The 22520-nt window shown below is 71.9% G+C and carries 18 protein-coding genes; 2 read left to right on the forward strand and 16 right to left on the reverse strand.

Features of this window, described 5'->3' with window-relative positions; translation table 11 throughout:
- Nucleotides 1-14: 14 nt before the first annotated feature.
- The 8 genes from TBR22_RS04910 to speD form a co-directional block, all read right to left on the reverse strand.
- Nucleotides 15-473, reverse strand: coding sequence for a MarR family winged helix-turn-helix transcriptional regulator (locus TBR22_RS04910; protein WP_239491841.1), 459 nt, complete (start codon nucleotides 471-473; stop codon nucleotides 15-17).
- A gap of 94 nt (nucleotides 474-567) precedes the next feature.
- Complete coding sequence (locus TBR22_RS04915) at nucleotides 568-1638, reverse strand: type II secretion system protein (RefSeq protein ID WP_239491842.1); 1071 nt, start codon at nucleotides 1636-1638, stop codon at nucleotides 568-570.
- Nucleotides 1639-1847: 209 nt separating this feature from the next.
- Entirely contained in the window at nucleotides 1848-3365 is a 1518-nt protein-coding gene (locus TBR22_RS04920) for an FAD-dependent oxidoreductase (protein ID WP_239491843.1), read from the reverse strand.
- A gap of 90 nt (nucleotides 3366-3455) precedes the next feature.
- Complete coding sequence (locus TBR22_RS04925; RefSeq protein WP_239491844.1) at nucleotides 3456-4958, reverse strand: polyamine aminopropyltransferase; 1503 nt, start codon at nucleotides 4956-4958, stop codon at nucleotides 3456-3458.
- A gap of 90 nt (nucleotides 4959-5048) precedes the next feature.
- Nucleotides 5049-5261, reverse strand: a complete 213-nt coding sequence (locus TBR22_RS04930; protein ID WP_239491845.1) for a DUF350 domain-containing protein — start codon at nucleotides 5259-5261, stop codon at nucleotides 5049-5051.
- Nucleotides 5262-5264: 3 nt separating this feature from the next.
- A complete protein-coding gene (locus tag TBR22_RS04935) occupies nucleotides 5265-5450 on the reverse strand; it encodes a hypothetical protein (protein WP_239491846.1) in 186 nt (61 codons plus the stop codon).
- 12 nt (nucleotides 5451-5462) lie between these two features.
- The gene (locus tag TBR22_RS04940) at nucleotides 5463-7322 is read right to left on the reverse strand and encodes a DUF4178 domain-containing protein (protein ID WP_239491847.1); all 1860 of its coding nucleotides are present in this window, start codon (nucleotides 7320-7322) and stop codon (nucleotides 5463-5465) included.
- 62 nt (nucleotides 7323-7384) lie between these two features.
- Nucleotides 7385-7828, reverse strand: coding sequence for an S-adenosylmethionine decarboxylase (speD, locus tag TBR22_RS04945; protein WP_239491848.1), 444 nt, complete (start codon nucleotides 7826-7828; stop codon nucleotides 7385-7387).
- Between the two features lie 77 nt (nucleotides 7829-7905).
- On the opposite strand from speD, the gene TBR22_RS04950 reads away from it, so the two are divergent.
- Nucleotides 7906-9138 carry an MFS transporter gene (locus tag TBR22_RS04950; protein WP_239491849.1) on the forward strand — a complete coding sequence of 411 codons (1233 nt, stop codon included), beginning with the start codon at nucleotides 7906-7908 and terminating at the stop codon, nucleotides 9136-9138.
- Between the two features lie 71 nt (nucleotides 9139-9209).
- Here TBR22_RS04950 and TBR22_RS04955 read toward each other — a convergent pair whose 3' ends face one another.
- Genes TBR22_RS04955 through TBR22_RS04990 form a run of 8 tightly spaced genes read right to left on the reverse strand, consistent with a single transcriptional unit; the run spans nucleotide 9210 to nucleotide 21495 of the window.
- On the reverse strand, nucleotides 9210-11411 hold the full coding sequence (locus tag TBR22_RS04955) for an FdhF/YdeP family oxidoreductase (protein WP_239491850.1): 2202 nt from the start codon (nucleotides 11409-11411) through the stop codon (nucleotides 9210-9212).
- A 3-nt stretch (nucleotides 11412-11414) separates the two neighbouring features.
- Complete coding sequence (gene fdhD, locus TBR22_RS04960; protein ID WP_239491851.1) at nucleotides 11415-12215, reverse strand: formate dehydrogenase accessory sulfurtransferase FdhD; 801 nt, start codon at nucleotides 12213-12215, stop codon at nucleotides 11415-11417.
- Nucleotides 12216-12253: 38 nt separating this feature from the next.
- The gene (locus tag TBR22_RS04965; protein WP_239491852.1) at nucleotides 12254-13480 is read right to left on the reverse strand and encodes an ABC transporter permease; all 1227 of its coding nucleotides are present in this window, start codon (nucleotides 13478-13480) and stop codon (nucleotides 12254-12256) included.
- Entirely contained in the window at nucleotides 13464-14813 is a 1350-nt protein-coding gene (locus TBR22_RS04970) for an efflux RND transporter periplasmic adaptor subunit (protein WP_239491853.1), read from the reverse strand. Before TBR22_RS04970 ends, TBR22_RS04965 begins: the two co-directional genes overlap by 17 nt.
- Nucleotides 14814-14827: 14 nt before the next feature.
- The gene (locus TBR22_RS04975) at nucleotides 14828-16345 is read right to left on the reverse strand and encodes a TolC family protein (RefSeq protein ID WP_239491854.1); all 1518 of its coding nucleotides are present in this window, start codon (nucleotides 16343-16345) and stop codon (nucleotides 14828-14830) included.
- Between the two features lie 3 nt (nucleotides 16346-16348).
- Entirely contained in the window at nucleotides 16349-17440 is a 1092-nt protein-coding gene (locus TBR22_RS04980) for a hypothetical protein (RefSeq protein ID WP_239491855.1), read from the reverse strand.
- A gap of 22 nt (nucleotides 17441-17462) precedes the next feature.
- Nucleotides 17463-19646, reverse strand: coding sequence for a caspase family protein (locus TBR22_RS04985; RefSeq protein ID WP_239491856.1), 2184 nt, complete (start codon nucleotides 19644-19646; stop codon nucleotides 17463-17465).
- On the reverse strand, nucleotides 19636-21495 hold the full coding sequence (locus tag TBR22_RS04990) for a serine/threonine-protein kinase (protein ID WP_239491857.1): 1860 nt from the start codon (nucleotides 21493-21495) through the stop codon (nucleotides 19636-19638). Before TBR22_RS04990 ends, TBR22_RS04985 begins: the two co-directional genes overlap by 11 nt.
- Before the next feature lie 237 nt (nucleotides 21496-21732).
- Between TBR22_RS04990 and TBR22_RS04995 the strand changes: the two genes are divergently transcribed.
- A complete protein-coding gene (locus TBR22_RS04995) occupies nucleotides 21733-22476 on the forward strand; it encodes an META domain-containing protein (protein ID WP_239491858.1) in 744 nt (247 codons plus the stop codon).
- The last annotated feature ends 44 nt before the right edge of the window (nucleotides 22477-22520 follow it).

The raw sequence follows: 22520 nt of genomic DNA on the forward strand, positions 1-22520 counted from the left end.
TGCGGCCGCGTGGGTCAGGGCGTGAGCACGTCGAGGATGCCGACGAGCGACTCCACCTGCGGACCCGTGAGCGCCCCCAGGGTCTCGTCCTGGAGCGCGGCGATCTCGGGGTCGACGGCCGCCAGCAGCGCGCGGCCCTCGTCGGTGATGCGGGCGACCGACAGCCGTCGGTTGTCGGGCGCCCAGCCCCGCTCGATGAAGCCGAGCCGGTCGAGCCGATCCAGCAGCCGGGTGACGTCAGGGGCGCGGCTCACCAGCCGGTTGGCGATCTCGTAACGCGGATGGCCTTCGGGGGGCGCGCCGCGCAGGATCCGCAGCAGGTTGTACTGCGTGTGGGTGATGCCGTGGCGCTCGCAGACCGCCTCCAGCCTGACGCGGAGGTGCTCACCCACCACCAGCAGTCCGACGAAGGCCGCCTCGCGCCGACTGCGGAACCGGCGCTGCCGAACCCGGGCCTCGAGGCGCTGTGGCATGGTGCCGACGATATGTGTCGCCAACACGCGCGTCAAGCCGGGCGACTCGGGCCTGGCCGCCGACGGACGCATCGGCGGCCGGCCCCAGGTCCGATCAGAGACTCCCGGCGATTGCGATCAGGCCGTCGGCCTGCACCGCGGGCAGGGCCGTGCCGCGTCCCTGCTGGAGCCGCGCGATGACCGTCGCCAGCAGGCTCTCCTTCAACGGCGTCTGCCCGGCCTTGGCGGCCGCCGCCGCGTCCTTTACCAGCGCCAGCAGTTCCCTGCGCAGCGGCGCGTCGATCACCATCGCGCTGATCCCCTGGCGCAGTTCCGTGAACGTGAACGCGCCCGGGTGCCCGATTCCCTGGGGCAACTGGACGGCCGGCAGCAGCAGGCCGTTCTCGCCGTTGGCCCCGATCTGCATGGCCCGAAGCACCTCGGCGACGAACCGCGCGAAGATCGGCCGGACCGACCCGTCGCAGAACACGCGCACCGATCCGTCGCAGAACGCCGGATTCCCCACGTACTGCAGGTCGCTGATCGCGAGCGTCTTCCCGTTGTCGGAGAGGGAACGCAGCGCCGCGTCGACGTCCGCGCCCGGATGCGCGAGGATGGCCGGGAGCAGCAACCCGAAGTCGGTCTGCTCGACGTACGGCAGGAGCCCGAACAACGCGCCGATCGCCTCGATCTGCGCCCGATCGATCAGCGCGAACATGCGTTGCCGCGCGGCGCCCGCGCCGGGTGTCGGGAACGACCGGATGTCGGACGCCACCAGGCGGCCCTCGACCATGTCGATGTCGAGTACCAGGCTGTCGCTCCCGGTGATCCCGGGCACCGGCTCGGCCAGCAGCGACACGCCTGTGCGCGACAGCCGAAGCGCCACGAACTTGTACCCGTCGCGGGCGTCCCCAAACGGGGCGGCGCCGTCGGCGACGAGGATGTCCTCGAGGCTGTCCGGCAGGCGCCCCTGGCGCGCGTGGTAGTTGTGCACCGCGAGTCCGAGTTGCTTGAGGTTGTTGCTCGCCTGGGATCGATTGGCCGCCTCGCGCACCTTCTGCACGGCAGGCAGCAGCAACCCGATGAGAATCGCGATGATCGCGATGACGACGAGCAGTTCGATGAGGGTGAAGCCGCGCGCGCTGCGGGCGCGCGCGCCGAGTATGCGGGGGTGACCGATGGACATGAACGTACCTCCACGGCGAGGCGCTGGGAGGTGGCGACTCGGCCTTCAGGGCGACTGGAACGGGCGAACAGATTCAAGAACGACGGACGGCGGACGGGCGCACAAGGACGAGCCGGGGAGGCCGGGGAGACGCGATGCGCGTCTCCGTCGTCGGGGCGGTGCGGCCGCTGCCGGTCCGAAGCTCCCGCGCGGGGCCGTCCCGTCCCGCGCTACCGACGATGCTGGCCCGAGAGGGCGGCCAGCGCACGGTCTGCAGCCTCGACGCCACGGGCCTGCGCTTCCTCGAAGAGCGGCAGGGCGCTTAGATCCGAGTGCGCGAAGAACAGCCGATCCAGGCCGCGTCGGGCCGCCTGCCACGCCGGGTCGGACAGCAATCCCGGCGTCGGGCGGACCATCGCGTGCCCGAACCGCATGATGTCGACGCGCGACACGCACTCACGAATGTCGGGATGGGCCCGGGAGAGGTCGCCGAGGATCCTGTCGCGAAGCGTCCCGTACTCCTGCGCCAGGAGCCACCGTCGCGCGTCGATCGCCGGCTGGTGCGCGAGCGCCCAGTAGTACGTCCAGACGGTACGCGGAACGTGCCGCCGCAGGGCCTGGTGCGTGGCGACGACGTACCCGAGGGCCGGCGAGTCGTAGAGCACGTTGTCCCAGGCCACAGGGAACCAGCGCTCGGCGGGCCAGCGATCGAGGGTCAGGTTGGCGGTCACCCACGGCGACGAGGTCACCCTGGCGGGCGGCGCGCCCTCGACGACGCGCGTCGCGACGTGCAGCGGCGCGGCGACGATCACCGCCTCGGCAGACCAGGTCGCGGCCGTCGACTGCACCAGCCAGCCGCGACCGGACCGCGTGACGCGATACGTCGCCTCGTCCGTGCGGACGCGAGCGCCCAATCGCTGCAGCAGCCGGCGTGCAATCCAGCCGTTGCCTTCGGGCCAGGTGAGCGGCCCGGTGTCGTCGGCGTCGCGGGCGGCGAAGTACAGCAGGCCGGCCCATGCCGAGACGTCGCGGGCCAGGCCGCCGTAGTCGTCGCGGCACGCGTAGTCGACCTGCCAGCGGAGCCACGGCGAGTCGAACCCCTCGCGATCGAGCCAGGCGGCCATCGACAGCGCATCCTCGGGTGGCGGATGCGCCGGGTCGAACGACGCGGCCATCGGGATCGTGAAGCGCCCGGTACCGCGCAGCGCTTCCATGCGGGCTGCGAAGCGCGCGAACTGGTCGCGGTCGCGCCGCGTCGGCCCGACCTGCGGCTCGAGCCCTTCCTGCCACCGGCCGTGGATGAAGAGGCGCTCGTCGGGGGCGTGGACCAGGTGACGCTCGTCCCAGTTCGTGCCGTCGTAGACGCCCAGGTCGCTGAAGATCTCGCGCACGAGACCGGCCGCGGCGCCGGGGACGGGCACGTAGTGGGCACCCCAGGGGTAGGCCGACACCTCGTTCTCGCCGAACCGTGCGTTGCCGCCGGCCTCGGGCTCCATCTCGAGGATCACGAAGTCCGTGAATCCCCGCTTCAGCAGGCGCCAGCCGGCGCACAGTCCCGCCATCCCGCCGCCGACGATGACGACGCCGGCGCGGCGGGAGTCGCGCCCCGCCGGCAGCCCGACGCCGTCGCGCAGTCGGTGACCGCGCACCTGCGACTCGTTGACGAAGCCGCCCGCGATGGCGCGCCCCGCCTTGCGCGTGAGCCCGACGAGGGCTGCCGACAGGAAGGTACGGCGATCTGTGATCACGAGGGTGCCGCGATGCCGCGAATGCCGCTCTGCCGCAGCGACGGCCGGAGGTGAGCCCGATCCCCGCTCCGCGATCCCCGATCCGCGGACCTACTTGTTGATCGCATTCCACTCGCGCTCGTAGTAGCGCACGAGCGCCTGCGTGTGCAGCCGGTTGGGCTCGACCGGCACGCGCGCCATGTCGAGCGGGAAGTCGAACAGCTCCGGCAGCGAGCGGACGTCGAGGAATCGCAGGCCCGGCGGCAGCGACGTCGGCACCGCCGGCCGCTGCGCGCCCGCCAGCACGTAGCCCCATTCCCCGAACGACGGCACGTACACGTGGTAGGGCGCCGTCACCAGTCCCGCCTGCTCGATGGTCGCGACGATGCACCAGTACGCCTGTCGCGCGAAGAGCGGCGAGGTCGCCTGCACCACGAACGTGGCGCCGGGCGACAGCCGCGCCGCGAGCATCCGGTAGAACGTCGTGGTGTACAGCTTGCCGAGCGAGAAGTTCGACGGGTCGGGAAAGTCGACGATGGCGAAGTCGAACGACTCGCCTGGCGTGTCGAGCCACGAGAACGCGTCGGCGTTGACGATCCGCACGCGGGGATCGCGCAAGGCGCCGCCATTGAGCCGGCGCAGCTCGTTGTGCGTCGAGAACAGGCGGGTCATCTCGGGATCGAGGTCGACCAGCGTCACCTGCTGCACCCCGGGGTGGCGCAGCACCTCGCGCAGGGCCAGGCCGTCGCCGCCGCCCAGGATCAGCACCCGCCGCGCCGAGGGCAGCGCCGCCAGGCCCGGGTGCACCAGCGCCTCGTGGTAGCGGTACTCGTCGCGTGAGCTGAACTGCAGGTTGGCGTTGAGGAACAGCCGCAGGTCGCCCTTCCAGGCGGTGAGCACGATGCGCTGGTACGGCGTCGTGCGGGCGAGCACCACCTCGTCGGCGTACAGGTTGGCCTCGGCCAGGTCCAGGATGTCGTTGGCGCGCCACAGGCCGATGCCCAGGGCGGCCAGGGCGATGGCGCAGGTCGCCTGCAGGACGCGGCGCGTCGCTGCCCCGATCGAGTCGCGCAGGACCGACGTGGTCCACAGGGCGACGAGCACGTTGAGCGCGCCGAACAGCATCGGCGCGCGTACGAGCCCCAGCCTGGGCACCAGGACGATGGGGAAGAGCAGCGAGGCACCGAGCGCCCCGAGGTAGTCGAAGGTGAGGACGTTGGCGACCACGTCCTTGAACTCGAAGCGGTCGCGCAGCAGCCGCATCAGGAGCGGGATCTCGAGGCCGACCAGCGTGCCGACCACGAGCACCAGCACGTAGAGCAGCAGCCGGAACGCGTCGGTGTAGGCGAAGGCGAGGAAGAGGATGGCCGACGAGAAGCCGCCGACCACGCCCACCATGATCTCCACGAGGACGAAGCGGGCGGCGAGGCCGCGACCGACGAAGCGCGAGAGCCAGGAGCCGACGCCCATCGCGAACAGGTACGTGCCGATGACGGTGGAGAACTGCGTGACGCTGTCGCCGAGCAGGTAACTGGCGAGCGCGCCGGCCACGAGCTCGTAGATGAGCCCGCAGGCGGCGATCAGCAGGACGGAGGCGAGGAGGGCAGCGGTCACGAGGATGCCGGATTGCCGCGATGCCGGAATGCCGCGGGGGCCCGGCTCTCGGCCGCATGCCCGCCGGAGCGCCGCACGCGCGACGGCGGGTCAGTGGATCGCGGCGGCGATGATGATCGACATGCCGAGCGCGAACGCGCCGACGAGGATCGCCAGCGCGACGTTGTGCTTCTCGACGATCTCCTTCCACAGCTCGTAGGGCGTCAGCAGGTCGGCGACGACGAACGTGGCGAAGAGGGTGAAGATGCCGAGTGCCGCGAAGACGACGGCGGCGATCAGGTTGGTGAGCAGCGTGGCTTCCATCGATCACTTCCCTCCGAAGTAGCGGGGCGCGCCGTTGTAGAGCGAGCGGTAGGCGCCGGGGTTGTCACGGATCGAGCGCGGCACGTTGCGCACCACCGTGGCGCCGGTCAGCCAGCCCGATCGGTCGGCGTTGACGGCCCAGCCCGTGGTGAGCAGGCCGAACACGAGGTAGATCACTGCGCGGCGCATGCGGCCTCCCGCCTACTCGTCATCGTCATCGTCGTCGTCGGAGCCCGAGGAGGCGTAGTCGCTCTCCTGGTCGCGCTTGTGCTCGAAGATGTTCTTGCGGAACCAGATCCACAGGGGCCGGATCAACAGCAGCACGATCCCGAGCAGGTACGGGGTCGGGTCGGGCACGTCGCGACGGACGCTGATCGTGTAGGGCACCGTGACCCCGGCCGGCCCTTCCGGCTCGACGCGCAGGTAGTACTGGCCGGCGGGCATGCGCGGCAGGGTCATCAGCGCCGACCTGCTGCCCTCGGTCCACGACTCGCCGCCCTCGACGCCGGCGTAGTAGCCGATCTCGGCGTCGACGTTCTGAGCCTCGCCCGTGTCGAGGTTGACCAGCGCGACGTCGAAGCCGATCCAGGAGTTCGTGATGCTGGTGAGGATCTTCACGTCCACCGTGCCGGCGCTCTTCAGCGTGAAGGTGGGCGTGACGAACGACGACTCGGGCTGGCCCGGGACGTACGTGTAGCCTCCCGAGAACACCTGCTCGCTGCCGCCGCTGATCAGCCGCCACAGCATCAGCACCAGCAGCAGGCCGGCGAGCCAGCGGAAGGCCCGCCAGAGCGCCCGCGACTTCTCGACGTACGGATTGGGCTGGTTGGCGAAGACGCCCTCGGGCACGGGGGGATCCCCGGGCACCTGGAACGCCTGCCAGATCTGCTTCGGGTCCGTGTAGACGCCGCGCGACCACGTGCGCTCCTGCGCCGTCCCCTCGGCCGAGAGCATGAAGGGCGGATCGACGTAGTCGTCGGTCTCGACCGATTCGCCGGCCTGCGCGCGCCACGGGAACTCGCCGAGCACGTAGTCGGTGCGCGCCGTCGCGCGCTGGAAGTGCTTGAACGTGTTGCCGCCCTGCGACTGGCCGATGCCGCGCGAGGTCATCGCCTGGGCGGGCAGCTCGCGCACCGGGGTGACGTCGTTCCAGTGGCCGTTGTAGGCCGTGAGGTACCGGAAGCCGTGGTACGGGTTGAACAGCACGTACTCGTCCCACGGGTAGCGCGTGCCGTCCACGGTGACCGACCGCTGCTGGAAGCCGATCACGTCGTAGGGCTGGCCGGCCCACTGCCCGCGGCTGCCGAGCGGGATCACGGGCCGGATCCACTCGCGCGCCGCCGCATCCTGCAGGGCCACGACGTTGCGGTCCCTGGCGTCGATCACCGCGCCGCAACTGGTGCACGCGACCGAGAGGGTATGCGACAGCGCGCGCAGCTCCACCGCCGCGCCGCAGTTGGCGCAGTTGAAGCCGGCGAGCCCCTTCGACGCGTCGCTGGCGTCGAAGGTCCGCAGGTTGCGGAGGTTCAGTTCCTCGAAGGCCACCAGCCGACCGATGAACAGCAACGGCGCGTCGTCGCTGTAGTCGATGGTGCCGAACGTCGCGTCGTGTCCCCGCAGGTCCACGAACGACACGTCGTCCTTGCCCCAGTACTCGAACGGCAGCTCGCCCTCGACGCCCTTGTAGTGGGCGACGGTCATCGTCGTGACCTTCAGGGGGCGGCCGTTCCACGTGTAATCGACGCCGACCGTGACACGGTCGAGCGGCGGGAGCGGCTGGTCCGGCGTCACCACGCTGGACACGGCGAACTCGAGCTGGGCGTCCGACAGCCATCCGCTCGTGCCGTTGTCGTACACGAGGTGCCACTCGTTCCACCTGCCCTGCTCGTACTCGTAGACGATGCGGCCGACGACGGTGAAGGCCTGCCCGTCGAGTGAGCCCTGGGTGCCGAGCTGGATGGGCGAGGCGTCCGGCGGCAGGTCGGCGATCTCGCCAATCGTCTCGATGTCGACGTCGTGGCGGACGATGACCGAGCGGCAGCTCTCGCAGGTGGTCTGCACGGCGCTCGACCAGCGGTACCGCACCGGCGCGCCGCAGTTGGGACAGCGTCCCGCCGGGCCCCTCATGCCAGGACCGTCCCGGCCGGCGCATAGGCGCGGTCCACCCGGCGCACCAGCGTGTCGGTGGCGCCGAGCTCCTCGGCCATCACCGCCGCGGCATCGAAGTCGGCGCGGGCGCGGCAGCAGAACACGTTCACGCAGATGGAGCCGTGCTCCGGAAACGTGTGACAGGCCAGGTGCGATTCGGCCAGGACGACGAACCCCGTGAGGCCGCCCGGACCCGGGAAGCGGTGCCACACCGCCGGCGCCACCGGCGTCAGGCGGAGGTCGGCGATCAGGCGGTCGAACAGCGCGGCGAGACGGGCGCCATCGCGCAGCACGTCGGCGTCGCAGCCGCGGGCGTCGATGATCCACTCCGCGCCCCCATGTGCAAGCTGGGGGGCGTGGCCGGCGCCGTCGGGCGCAGGGGCACGGGAGGAGTCGCGGTCCGGGGGGAGGACGGCCATGGCGCGCGTGGCCCCGGATTATACGGCAGCGGTGCGACGGCTGCGCAGGCTATGCTTCGCCATCCGGAGAGCGAGGTGTGTCGTTGGAGACGGGCCAGTCAAGGCTGAAGGTGACGCTGTCGACGTTCATGTTCCTGCAGTACTTCATCTGGGGGTGCTGGTACGCCAGCATGGGGACCTACCTCGCGCACACGCTCGGCTTCGACGGCGGGCAGGTGGGCCTGGCGTACGGCGCGTTCGCCATCGGCGCGATGATCTCGCCGTTCTTCGTCGGCCTGGTGGCCGACCGGTACTTCGCCACCGAGCGGATCCTGGCGGTGCTCGGGTTGGCCGGCGGGGTGGTGCTCTGCCTGCTGCCGCGGATGCGCACGTTTGCCACCTTCTACCCGGCGCTGATCCTGTACTGCGCCATCTTCGTGCCGACGCTGGCGCTCGGCAACTCGCTCTCGATGCACCACCTGGCCGACGCGGCCCGCGACTTCCCGCGCGTCAAGGTCTTCTCGGCGGTGGGGTGGTTCGTCGCCGGCGTCGTGCTCAGCCTGCTGGCCGCCGAGCAGCGCGCGCTGCAGTTCTACCTGGCCGGCGCGAGTTCGATCGCCTTCGGGCTCTTCGCCCTCACGCTGCCGCACACGCCGCCGAAGAAGACGGGCGCCGACGTGTCGCTCGGCGAGGTGCTGGGGCTGGATGCCCTGGCGCTGCTCGGCAAGCCGGCCTTCGCGATCTTCATCGCCTGCATGTTCCTGATCTGCATCCCGCTCTACTTCTACTTCGTGATGCTCAGCATCTACCTCACGGACCTGCAGTGGCAGGGCATCGCCGCCAAGATGACGCTGGCGCAGGTGTCCGACGTGGTGTTCCTGTTCCTGCTGCCGGTGTTCCTGAAGACGCTGGGGTACAAGCGGACGATCGTCGTCGGCATCCTCGCGTGGGTGGCACGGTACTTCGCCCTGTCGGCGAGCGTGCACGCGCCGGCGGCCCAGACGCTGCTCGTGTTCCTCGCGATCGGCGTGCACGGGGTGTGCTACGACTTCCTGTTCATCGCCGGGCAGTTGTACGTCGACGAGGAAGCCAACGCGCGGATCCGCGGCGCGGCGCAGGGGTTGATCGCCTTCATCCTGTGGGGCGCGGGGGCGTTCGTCGGCACCCTGCTGGCCGGCCGGGTGCTGGCCGCGCATGCGCTCCCTGGCGTCGGCGGCAGCCACGGCGGGTACGACTGGGCGGCGATCTGGCGCCTGCCCGCATGGGGCGCCGTCGCGGTGCTCGTGCTGTTCCTGCTCTTCTTCCGCGATCCGGCGCGAAAGGCAGCATGACCGCTCACCACGGCGGTCGGTCGAACTGAAGTTCGACCGCCACGAACTCGTCAGTCCGTGGGCGTCGACCTTCAGGTCGACGCATCCCCCGGCTCCAGGACGACGACGGCGTTGTAGTCAGGCTCCATCGACGCGTGGTCGATGGCCGACGAGGACAGCAGCACGTTGCCCTCGGGCCAGTGCACCTCGAGGTTGCCGGGCAGGATGGCCGCCGCCTTGAGCCGCCCCTGATAACTCCCGGCCCTCGCGCGCAGGCGCACCGCGTCGCCGTCGCGCAGCCCGAGCCGGGCCAGGTCGTCCTCGCTGATCAGGATCTCGTCGCGGCTCGCGCCGGTCAGCGGGTCCACCTCGCGCTGGATCATCGAGTTGAACTGCTTGCCGCGCCGCGTCGAGACACGGAAGGCCCGCGACGTGTCGGGCAGTCCCTCGATCTCCATGACGGCGGCGTGGGCCGGACGCGCGACGTCGACCGGCGCGAACCGCGCCTTTCCGTCGGCGGTGGCGAAGCGGCCGTCGGCATATAGCGTCGGCCCGCCCCACTGGAACTGGTCGCCCTGGCGCGCGAGGTGTTCGATCCCGGCGTAGAGGGGAATCGCGCGGGCGATCTCCTCGCGGATGGCCGCCGCGCTCGCGAACCGCACGTGCGGCGCCCGGTCCGGGAACGCGCGTGCCACGGCCTCGCCGATGACCTGCCACTCGGGCCGCGCCGATCCGATGCGCCGCCCCTCGATCTCCGGCGAGAAGATGACGCGGCGCTCGGTGGAGGTCTCGGTGCCGCCACCCGGTGACTCGTACCGGGTGGTCGCCGGCAGGATCAGCACGTCGCCTTCGCCGTCAGCGAGCATGCCCGACGACAGCACGATGTCCTGGTGCACGCGCAGCCGCGGCCGACGCAAGGCGGCGCGCGTGCGCGCCTGGTCGGGCAGCGTCTCGAGGAAGTTGCCGCCGACGATCCAGAACAGGTCGACGTCACCGTCGGCCGCGTGCTCGATCATCTCTGCCGTGGTCCAGCCAGGCGTGTCGGGCACCTGAACTCCCCACACCTGCTGCCATCGCGCGCGCGTCGCGGCCTCGACGGTCGGCACGCAGCCCATCTCGGCGCCGCCCTGCACGCCCGAGTGGCCGCGGATCGGCACGAGGCCACGGTTGGGCCGCCCGGGCAGGCCCCGCGCGAGACCCACGTTGAGCAGTGCCGCCACCGTCTGCACGCCATGCGCGTGCTGCGTCAGGCCCATCGACCAGATGAGCACCGCGTTAGGACGGTCCATCAGCAGGCGCGCGAAGTCGCGCATGCGCTCGGCCGTGCTCCCGCTCTCGCGGGCCAGGGTGTCCCAGTCGGCTGCCAGGGCACGGCTGCGCGCCTCGTCGAAGCCGGTGGTGTGCTCGCGGACGAAGGCCTCGTCGACGCCGCCCATCTCGACCAGCGCGCGCAGGACGCCGACGAGGAAGGCGAGATCCCCGCCGGTGTGGACGTCGAACCAGTGATCGGCGATGCGCGTGCCGAAGACCGCCGACGAGGGGATGGACGGCACCCAGTACCGATCGAGGCCGGGCTCGCGGTACGTGTTGACCACGGCCACCTGCGCGCCGCGTGCCTTGGCGTAGTGGAGGTACTTGGTCGTGACCGGCTGGTTGTTGGCGGCGTTGGAGCCGAAGAACACGATGAGGTCGGCGCCGATCCAGTCGGTGTAGCTGCAGGTGGACGCGCCGTGGCCGAGGGCCGCCTTCATCGCGATGGTCGACGCCGCATGGCAGAGGCGCGCCGCGTTGTCGACGTGCGCGGTGCCGAGCACGCGCGCCGCCTTCTGCGCTGCGTAGTACGTCTCGTTGGTGATGCCGCGCGAGGTCATGAAGAACGCCGCGCGGTGCGGATCGATGCCGCGCATCTCCGCCGCAATCCGGTCGAGCGCCTCGTCCCACGACACGACACGGAAGCCCGGCTCGCCGGCGCGGCGGAGCAGGGGTTCGGGCAGGCGTCCGAGCGATCGCAGGTCGGCCGACGAGGCCGATGTCAGCGCCGACACGTCGCGCAGCACGGCCGGGTCGAGCGCTGGAGCCGTGTTCAGTCGCAGCAGCTCGAGCCGCACCATGCACAGGTGCGTGCCCTTCAGCGTCCAGTCCCTCAGGCCCGACGTGCCGAGCGCGCAGCCGTCGCACACCCCGTGGCGCAGGATGCGCCAGGCGAAGGGCAACTCGTCGCGGTTCTCCCACGCGATGCGGAACATGTCGCGGAAGTGGCGCGGCTTCTGCCGCGTGAGGCCGAACAGGGGCATGGGTCAGGCGATCCGGTGCGGGTGCGTGTAGAGGTTGAAGCCGTCGCCGCGCGTGAACCCCGCGAGCGTGAGCCCGCGCTCCTCGGCCAGGTCGATCGCAAGCGTGGAGGGCGCCGACACGGCCACGAGCACCGGGATGCCGGCGAGCACGGCCTTCTGCACGAGCTCGAACGACGCGCGGCCGCTCACGCAGAGGATGTGGGTGCCGAGCGGCACGGCGCCGGCCAGGACCTGCCGACCCACCACCTTGTCGACGGCGTTGTGGCGGCCGACGTCCTCGGCCGAGTGCACCAGGGTGCCGTCGAGCGCAAACAGTCCCGCCGCGTGCAGCCCGCCGGTGTGATCGAAGACCGCCTGCGCGGCCCGGAGACGATCGGGCAGGCTCGCCACCAGCGAGGCTGGCACGGTCCACCCGTCGGTGAGCGGCGCCGCGTCGGTACGCAGCGCGTCGAGCGTCGGCCGCCCGCACACGCCGCACGCCGAGGTCGCGGTGACCTGCCGTCGCTCCGCCGCGCGGGCCGCGAGCCGCGCCGGCGCGTCGCCGGCGAGCCGGACGTCCACGGTGTCACCGCCGGGGTCGACCTCGATGCCTGCGATTTCGTCGGCGTGCTTCACGACCTGCTCCGACAGCAGGAAGCCCGCGGCCAGCGACGCGTCGTCGCCGGGCGTCCGCATCGTGATCACGAACGGTTCGCCCTGCACCCGGATCGCGAGCGGCGCCTCGGTGGCGGCTCGGTCGGTGTCCTCGCGGCGCCCACCGTCGTGGACGCGGATCAGTTCGATGGTTCGCCACGGAGCCGGCACGGGGGGATCTTATCGGGGATCGGGGATCGGGGACGCCCTCACTCGTACCGGACGGCGTCCACCGGCTGCAGGGCCGCCGCGCGCAGGGCCGGGTAGAGGCCGAACACGATGCCGACAAGAAGCGCCACGCCGAGGCCCATCAGCACGGCCGGGATGGAGACGTGCGTCGGCCACCCGGCCCGGCTGGTGATCAGGGCCGAGGCGGCCACGCCCAGCCCCACGCCAATCACGCCGCCGCCCGTCGTCATGACCACGGCTTCGACGAGGAACTGCAGCAGCACGTCGCGGCGGCGGGCGCCCGCCACACGGCGCAGGCCGATCTCGGGCGTGCGCTCCGCCACCGTCGTGAGCATGGTGTTCATGATGCCGATTCCGCCGACGAGCAAGCCGATCGCCGCCACGCACCCGAGTACGATCGCGAACGTGCGCTGCGTCCGCTGTCGCCGTGCCAGCAACTCGCGAGGGACGACGATGGTCGCCGTGCCCGGGCCGGGCTGGGACTGGAGCGCCTGCTCGGCCACCCGCGCCGCCGTCGCGGCCTGTGCACCGTCGTGCAGGTGCAGCCAGATTTCCTGGACCTCCTGCAGCGGCGCCGCCTCCCGGGAACGCCCGGTCAGCGTCGCGAGCGGCACCAGCACCGACGCGTGGACGTCGCGCCAGGCCAGCGTGCCCGCTGCCTGGCTGGCCGCCCGATCGCCCAGCACGCCGACCACCAGGTAGTAGTCGTCGAGCACCCTGACCCGTGCGCCGACCGGGTCGGCCGAGCCGAACAGCGCCGCAGCGACCGTGGCGCCGAGCACGCACGCGTGGGCGCGCGACTGCTCGTCGCTCGGGGCGAGGAACCGTCCGCGCTCCAGCGTCCCGTGGCGCATGCGTGCATACGCCGACGTCACCCCGAGCACGATGGCCGAGGTGCCGCGCCCCCCGTGGGTCGCGAGCCCGTGTCGGGCGATCAGCGGCGACACCGCGTCGACGCCCGGCACCAGCATCGCCATCCTGTCCGCGTCGCCAACCGTCAGCCCACGCCGGACACGCCCAGCCGCGTCGAGGCCGCCCACCGGCCGGACGACGAGGTTGTCGATCCCGAGCGCCTCGACCTGCGCCAGCGCGTCACGAGCCCCGCCCTCGCCCACCGACAGCATGGCGATGACCGCGGCCACGCCCAGGACCACGCCCAGCACGTTGAGCGCGGTGCGCAGGGGATAGCGTCCCAGCGCCTCCAGCGCCACGGCCAACGCGCCGAAGGCGTCAGCGCGTCCCGTCATTCGTCCTCGCCCGCTCGGCGGCTCCGTCGGGATCGACGAGCGAGACGCGCTGGCCTTCCACCAGGCCGGAGGTGATCTCGACGACGCGGGTGTCCGATGCGCCGAGTGTCACCGCCTGCGGCCTGACGTCACGGCCATCGACGACGTACGCCACCAGGCCGGTGGGTCGCCGGAACACGGCCGTCACCGGCACCACGAGCGCGCCCGCACGCGTGCTCACGGTGATGTCCACGCGCGCCGTCATCTCGGGGCGCAGGTCCACGCCCGCCGCCGCATCGAGGACCACCACCACGTCGAAGCGCTTCTCCTCGAACGGCCGCGAGATCGCCGTGCTGGCCAGCGTACCGACCCGGGCCACCGTGCCCTGCAGCAGCACGTCGGGATACGCCTCGACGCGCACCGCGACGCGCTGCCCCGGCGTCACGCGATGCAGGTCGGCCTCGGCAATCGAGGTCTCCACCTGCATGCGCGCGACCTCGGGAATCGTCACGACGCCCTGGCTCGGGGTCACCCGATCGCCGACGCGCACCTTGCGCCGCGGGTTGGCGCCGAGGAACTCCTCGAGCACCACCAGGCCCGGGCCCTGCGCACGCACCGCGCAAGCCTCGACGAGCGTGGCCAGTTGCGTCACCCGGACCTGCGCCTCGGTGGCCTTCGCCCGCAGCTGTGCCTGCCGCGCCGCCGCCTGCGACAGCTGCAGCGACGCCCGCTGGCGTTCGCGCGGATGCGTGACGTCCTTCACCACGCCGGCACGCCTGGTGGCCAACGCGAGTTCCTGCTCGGCCTGTTCCAGCTGGTCGCCCGTCCTTGCGAGTTCCTCGCGCGTGATGAAGCCCCGCTCGAGCAGCGGCCTGAGTTGAGCGAACTCCTCGCGCAGGCGCGCCACCCGCCGCTCGGCGCCCTGCAGGGCGCTGCGGGCCTCCTCCACCGCCAGGGCACCTTCGCCCTCGACGACGCCCGTCACGGCGGCGCGTGCGTCGGCCAGCTCGCCGTCGGCGACCTGGGCATCGAGCTCGGCTTGCCGTGCTTCCTGCCGCGCCCGTTCCAGGTCGGCCTCCAGGTCCGTCGTCCCGAACCGAATCAGCAGGGCGCCGGCCTCGACGCGGCTGCCTTCAGCTGCCAGTTCCCTGATCTCCAGCTCACGCCCGGGCACCGGCGAGCGATAGGTGAGGGCCTGCCGCGGTCGAAGCGTGCCGCTCGTCGTCAGCGTGGCGACGACGTCGGCGCGGCTCACCGTGGCGACCAGCGCGTCTGAGGCCGCGGTCCCCGTGCCGCACGCCGCGGTGGCCGTGGCCATGATCGCGACGGCCAGCGTCGCGACGCTCGACGGCATCTCCGTGCTCCACATCATCGGCCCCCGCACAGTGGGGCAGCGCAGCGCGCGAGTCCGGTGGCCACCGGCGTGACCCCGGCGCGGCCGTCGGCGCGGTTATCGAGGACGCCAAGCAGGGCCTGCAGGCGGAGTTGCCCGACCGCGGCGTCTGCGAGCGCCTGGATGCGTCGGCTCTCGGCCAGGAGGAGGCCGCCCTCGGCCGTGATCACGTCGAGGTTGTTGGACAGGCCGGTGCGAAACCGCAGCTGCGCCACCTCGAGTTCCTTGCGGCTCAACTCGACACTCGTCTCGGTGGAGGTGACGACGCGCGCGAGGCGCTCGCGCTCACGGATGGCGCGACGCACGTCGTCGGCGATCTGGCGCTCGAGGAGCGCGACCTCACGGATCCGCCTCTCCTCATCGAGGCGCGCCAGCGCGTGCTCCACCTGGTCGGCGGTGCGATCGACCGGCATGCCGATCGCGAAGAACGTGACGAAGCGATATCCGTCGAGGCCGAAGCTGCCGGCCAGGGTCGGCGACGTGGTCTGGCGCGTCAGCGACATGTTGACGTCGACCTGGGGCAGCAGCTGGTTGCGCGCAAAGCGCACGCGTTCGCCGGCGTCGGCGCTCGCGGCGCGGCGCATCTGCAGGTCGGCGCGGTTGGCGAGGGCGATCGCAGTGGCCGCGTCCTGATCCACGGGTTCGGCGGCGGGAGGCGGGATGATCGGGGTGACGTCGATGCCCGTCGCATCGGAGCGACCCATCAGCAGCGCCAGCCGCTCGCGCGCGTCGTCGACGGCTGCCCTGGCGTCGAGCACCTGCAGGTCGGCCTGCGCGACCAGTTGCTGGGCCCGCAGCACGTCGAGTTGTGACACCAGCCCGGCCTGCAGCTTGGCGGCGGAGGCCTCGGCCAGCGTGCGGGCGCGCGCCAGGCTCTGCGTCGCGGCGTCGACCATGGCGCGCTGCGCGACGATCGTGTAGTACGCCGTGGCGACCTCCACGGCGACCTGCTGCTCGAGCAGACGCTGCTGCCTGGCCGCGTCGGCGCCCTGCAGCTCGGCCCAGGTGATGGCACGCCGCGCCACGCTGCGCCCGAAGCCACGCAGCAAGGGCTGGCTCACGCTCACGGTCGTGTCGGCGTTGTAGAAGAGGACGTCGTTGCCGAGGCCCTGCGGGTCGGAGGGAATGAGCGACGACTGCGTGCCCATGCGCAGCCGCAACTCAGTGCCGGTTTCCAGCTTCTGCGACACGTCGACGCGATAGGTCTGGCTGCTGAAGTCGCTGCGCAGGAGCGACCCGTAGACCTGCGGCGTGATGCGCGGGCGGAAGCCGCTGCGGGCAAGGCGGAGCGACAGCGCCGCCTGCTCGGCGACGTCGCGCTGGTTCACCAGGCGGTCGTTGCGCACCAGGGCCTCGTCGATGGCCTGCTCGAGCGTGAGCGTCGGCGACCCCTGCGCGGCGGCCACGCCGGTCAGCGTGCCCGTCGCCATGACCAGGCCGCCCGCGATGACGATCGCGCGGACGAGAGTCGAGCCCCTGCCGACGGTGGCCATCGTCTAGCGCGAGCGCGTCAGGGTCACCGGCATCGTCATCGTCGTGCTGTCCACGGGCGCGACGAGCGGGTTCTCGAGGCGCACCTGCTTGGTGAACGTACCGACGATGATCTCGCCGTTCTGGGCCCCGGAGAAGGTGAAGGTCGTCGTCACGATGGTCGTGACGCCGTTCTCGACGGCTGTGCCGCGGATCTGCTGCCGGAAGGCGAGGCTCGACGGCGACCCGGTGACGGCGACATCCGGCATGCCCCATTGGTAGGTCTGGCCCGTCTGTGGACCGTTCGGGCATGCGCTGTTGACGACGACGTTCTGCGCGTTGTCGACCCGTGCGAAGCTCCCGGACTGCACGGCGTTGTCGACGATGGCGACGTCCATGCGCAGCGTGCCCGTGTCGCGCTCGAGGCGTGCGCACGTGCGGCCCTGGGCGTCGGGGCCGAACACGAAGGTGTACTCGCCGGTGAACGGCCCGGCGAAGACGCTGCTGTTGCCGGTCGTCGTGGTGCCGCTGTCGTCCTTGCCGGCCACCTGGGTGGCGACGAGCGCCCCGGCGCCGACCGCCCCGCCGACGATCGCCAGGGTGGTCGCCGAGATGCCGCCGCTGCTGGCCGCCACCGTGGCGCCCGCCGCGGCCGTGCCGCCGGCCGCGGTGCCGGCGCCCGCCGCAGCGCTGCCGCCGCTTGCCGCCGCGACAGCGTTGGTCTGGACGATGGTGGTGCTGGCGGTCTGGCCCTGGAACGCCGCCTTGACGTTGATCCTGACGACGCCCCTGGCCAGCGGCACCAGGCCGTCGGCCGTCGCCTGGCCGGCGGCGTTGGTGGTCACGGTGAGGGTCCTCGCGCCGGCCGAGAAGGCGGCCGTCTTGCCCGTGTCGATGGCGAACGTGACCAGCGCCCCGGCGACCGGCAGGTCGTTCCGATCGCGGACCTCGACGAGGGGGGCGACGGCGGTGCGCTGCCGGATGATGTTGACGCCGTCTTCCCCGGCCAGCACCACGATCTTCAGGCCGGCCGCCGTGGCCTTCGGGGCCTGCGCAGCCGCGGCGGGCCCCGGCAGCGCCATCGCCAGCACGAGCAGCATGCCGAGCGCACTCCTCATGTGATCCTCCGCGACGCGCACGTCAGCGTCCGGTCCTCGCCGTGCCACAGCCGGCACGGGGAGCGATGTCGTCGATCTGCGCGATGTAGTCGCGCGCGTGAGACGCCTCGTCGAGCCGCGGGTTCACCGCAACCATGCGTACGTAGCTGGCGCGCGCCGCGGTGAGGCAATCGCAGCACTGACGCGCGTTGAACAGGTCGCGGTTGACGTTGCCGAGCAGGAACAGCGCGATCGGGTCGTCCGGCGTGTGGCGCAGGGCGCGTTGACAGTACTGACGTGCGCGCAGCGGGTTGCCCACCTTCTGCTCGGTGAGGCACAGGCCGAGGAAGCCTGCGCTGCGCAGGCTGTCGTAGGCCGCTTGCCGGTCGGCATGGGCGCGCCGGCCGACTCCCAGTCCGACGAAGTGGAAGGCGAGCCGCGCGCCGAGGCCGGACGAGAAGTTGGTCAGCTCGACGAACGCGCGGTACTCGTCGCGGGCGACCGCGTATCGCGCGCGCTGGCGCCCGGGATCGCTGTCGGCGGCCGCGAGGTGACGCAGCGCGTCGGCCTTCCACAGGTGCGCCTGCGCGTTGGACGGGCGCCACAGCAGGGCCAGGTCTGCGGACGCGACGGCGGGCTCCCACGCGCCCTTCTCCCAGAAGGCGCGCGCCAGCATCGCGTGCAGATCGTCACTGGAGTCGGCGTCCTTCAGCCGTCGTGCCTCGGTCAGCTGGCGGATGGCCTCGTCGGCGTCGCCCTGCTCGATCAGCACTCCCGCGTACTGCAGGCGCGGGTCGAGCGCCGACGGGTCGAGCGCAATCGAGGTGCGGAAGGCCCGGGCAGCGGCGTCGCCCTCGCGCAGCAAGTGTCGCGCCTGTCCCAGGTGGTATGCCGCGAGGGCGAACGAGGGGTCGGCCACCAGCGCGCGCTCGAACAGGGCCGCCGCCCGGCGCAGGTCCGCCTCGCTCTGCTTGCGCTCCACCGGCGCGAGATTCAGGAGGCTGAGGGACGACCGCCGCGCGTACAGCAGGCGCTGGCCCTCCGCGTCGGCCTCGAGGCCGGGCGTGGAGACCTGCCTCGGGTAACGGATCCGGATGCTCACGGCCACCTCCTGGCCGGGCGCAATCATCACGTCCTTGCGGTCGGGCTCGTAGCCCGCCTTCACGCCGCGGAACTCGTGCAACCCGCTCGAGAGGCTCGGCACGACCAGCGGGGTCTCGCGCGACAGGCGGCCCACCAGCCTGCCGTCGATGTAGAGGTCCACGTCGTCGGTGTTGACCTCGATGATGGCGGTGCCGAGCAGCGACGGCGCTTGCGCGTCGGCGCCCGGCAGGCATCCGGTGCCGACCCCGAGCACCATGTCCGGCTCGAAGTCGCCGCGGGCCGTCGGCGTCTGCGTCAACTGGCGCTGGCGCGCGTACCGGCGCACCCCGGAGCGGACGAAGGTCACCAGTTCGTCGGCGGTGATGCGCCCGTCGCACGGATCGCTGTCGGCGTTGCCGCGGAAGGCCTGCACGAGGAAGTAGGTGAACAGGCCGAAGCCGGTCGACAGCCCCTGATCCTCGAAGCTCTGCTCGCGATCCGACGTGGCGGTGAGCGTGAGGAAGCTGCGCGGCAGCGCGCCGAACTGCGCCTCGAGTGCCGGTGTCGTCGTCTCGCCGGTGATCGCGCCGGAATGGCAGGCATCGGCGAGCAGCACCTTCCACTCCGCCTTGACCCGCGTGGCCAGCACCTCGCCGAGGCGCGCCATCGGGTACGCGGTCTCGGCCAGCCTGTCGGGCTGCACGTCCCAGGGCGCCAGGTAGCCCTTGCCGTCCTGCAGGAAGCCGTGGCCGGCGAAGTAGACCACCACGCGATCGCTGGGCTGGGCCACCGACGGCAGCCACTCCTCGATCTCGCGCGTGACGTTGGCCAGCGTCGCGTCGCGTCCCACGAGCAGGTGGACGTTCTCGGCCGGGAACGCGCCGCCCGCGTGGTCGATGAGCACCCGGTACATCGCCTCGGCGTCGCTCTCCGGGAAGCGCAGTTGCTTCGACGCGTCGAGGTGCGCGTACGAGGCCACGCCGACGATCACCGCGTAGCCGCGCGGCACGTCGCGCCGCTCCGGGGGCCGCGACTTCGACAGCACGAGATCCCGTTCGGTGGCCTGTGCCGCGGCGCGTGCCGGCAACCAGGCGGCCGCGACCGCGAGCGTGCCGACGAGGAGGAGGCGCAGGCTACGGCACATGCGTCAGCGTGAAGCTGGCCGCGACCGCCTTGCCGAACTGGCTGCGGTTGACGACGTACGTGGCGTTGACCGCCTGGGCGGACCCGGCGGGCGACCGCTGTTTCTCGAAGACGAGGTCGCGTGACTGCACCTGCTGCCGCAGCCCGTCGACGACCGGGGCGGCGAGCGACTCGACCTGGCGCACGGGCCGGTCGAAGCCGGGCAACTGCGGTATCGCCTCGCGGCTCAGGAACACGAACACCTGCTCGGAGCCCGGCGTCTCGTCGAACAGGAACCAGTCCTCGCCGGGAATCACGTAGCGTTCCTGGCGCCGCACCGCATTGCGGCCGCCGTTGATCTCCGGGCTGGGGAAGAGCACCGTCCACCGGCCCGACGATCCCTGCTGCACCACGTACAGGTAGCCGTCGATGCTGGACTCGAAGGCGAAGCGCACGCGGTCGCCGCTGTGGAACGTGGTGGCTGTGTCGACGTCGGCTTCCGCGCCGTCGGCCGTGCGACGGATCACGCGGTAGCGCACGCCGGCGTTCGCCGCGCTGCTCGCCGGGGCGGGCGCCGCGAACAGCGCGCGCGCCCCCGGCTCCGCCGCGGGCGGTTCCGCCGCCCTGGCGGGTACGTCGGCGCTCGGCGCAGGTTCGTCCGCGTGTTCCGACCGGACCGGGTCGTTCGCGGCAGGTGTGGCGGTCGGGCCGCGGCCGACTGCCGGTGGCGTGGACGTCGAAGGGGCTGGCTCGACGATCGGGGCGTCGGTGGTCGCCGAGGCGGTTGCGCGGGGCGCCCCGACGTCGCGGGGAGCTGGCTCCTGGTGGCGCGCCCGGGTCCACCAGCCGAGGCCGACCGCCAGCGCGAGGACGACCGGCGCGGCCAGCCACCAGCGCCGGAACGCCCTTGCGGGTGCGGCCTCAGGGCCCGCGCCGGCGGGGGCGGTCACCGTCGTGCCCTGGGCCCACCCCGGCACCTGCGCCGCCACCGCGGTGGTCGCGCCGCTCGCCGATTCGAGGCGGGCCAGCGTCGCCGTGGATCGTTCGAGCAGGCCCTCGAGCGCGACGCGCATCGCTTCGGCCGAAGCGAACCTGTCGGCGGGCGCCTTGGCCATCGCCCGCTCGACGATGGCCACCAGCTCCGGCAGTTCGCGGGCGATCAGCGTGTCCATCGGGCGCGGGGGCTGGCCGATGACGCGCAGCATCACGGCCGACGCCGTGTCGTCGCGCTCCCCGAACGGCAGGCGTCCGGTGAACAGCTCGTAGGCCAGGACCCCGGTCGAGAAGATGTCGGTCCTGGCGTCGAGTTCCTCGCCGCGCAACTGCTCCGGCGACGCGTAGTGGAGCGTGCCGAGCACCACCCCGTCGGAGGTCAGCGATGCCGATTGCGGCGCGCGCGCGAGACCGAAGTCCACCAGTTTGACGGTGCCGTCCGGCAGGCAGTGCACGTTGCGCGGCTTCACGTCGCGGTGGATGACCCCTTGCGCGTGTGCGTGCTGCAGCGCGCCCAGGATGTCGATCAGCACCCGCAGCCGCCTGGCGTAGCCAAACCCCGGCTCGTGCAGGGCATCGGCCAGCGACCGGCCCTGCAGGTACTCCATGGCGATGTAGACGAGGCCGTCGACCTCGCCCGCGTCGTGGACGGTGACGATGTTGGGGTGCTGCAGGCGTGCGCAGGCCTGGGCCTCGCGGAGCAGGCGCGCGCGAGACTCCGGCGTCAGCAGGTCTGGGCGCACCGTCTTGATGGCCACCGTGCGCTGCAGCGTCGGATCGAAGGCGCGATAGACCTCGCCCATACCACCGCGCCCGAGCATCGAGTCGACGCGAAAACGGCCGACTCGCACTGGCAGGCCTTCATTGCGCACGTTCACGATGCCCATCCCGTTCCGCCCGCGCCGACCTGCCGCGGGTCCCGCCGAACGCGTCCTGTTCGAGTGGAGGGCGAGGATACTACAGCTCAGCCGTGGCGAACTTGTACCAACGGGTGGTCCTCCCGAAGCCGCGTTACCCGATCCAACGGTCGCTGACGACACGCCGAACGGCTGAGGTGCGGATCGGAGCACGGCCAGCCCGACCGACAGAGCGCTCCAGGCGTCTGTAGCCTTGTCATGCGCCTGCTGCCGTCGACCCTCGCCTTCGCTCTCCTGCTCGGCGCAATCCCGTTGGCGCAGTCGCCGACCCTCGACGGCTCCGCGTGGACGCTTGCCACCCTTGCCGGGTATCCGTCAGTGCAGGGCACGGTCACGCTTCGATTCGAGGCCGACCACGTCTCCGGCAACGACGGTTGCAACAGCTATCGCGGCCACTACACGGGCGAGGGCGTGACGTTCCGCGTCGGGCCGCTGACCTCGACGTACATGGCGTGCCGGGAGCCCCGCATGCGACAGGCGGCCGCCTTCACCGAGGCGCTCGGCAAGGCGCGCGTCACGCGGTTCGACGAGGGACGCCTGGTGCTCGTCGACGAGGCGGGCGCGGTGCTGGCGACCTTCACGCGCCAGTCGGCGTCGCTGGCGGGCACGACATGGGAGGTGACCGCCTACAACAACCGGCGGCAGGCGGTGGTGTCCGTGCTGGCCGACACGCGAGTCACCCTTGCCTTCGGCGCCGAGGGACGCGTGACGGGGGAGGCGGGGTGCAACCGCTTCGCGGCCACCTACACGGCCGAGGGCGAGTCGGTGGCGATCGGCACGCTGTCCACCACGCGCCGCACCTGCCCCGGCGAGGGCGTCATGGCACAGGAGGCCGCGTTCCTTGCCGCGTTGGCGTCGGGGACCCGTGCACGCATGGACGGCGACCGCCTCGAGTTGCGCACGACCGACGGCGCCCTGGCCGTCTCGGCGCGGCGCTTCTGACCCGCAAACTTCGTCAGGTCGAAAAGCCGTCGCGGTGCATATAA

Origin of the sequence: Luteitalea sp. TBR-22 (assembly GCF_016865485.1) — a bacterium.
Taxonomy (GTDB): Bacteria; Acidobacteriota; Vicinamibacteria; order Vicinamibacterales; family Vicinamibacteraceae; genus Luteitalea.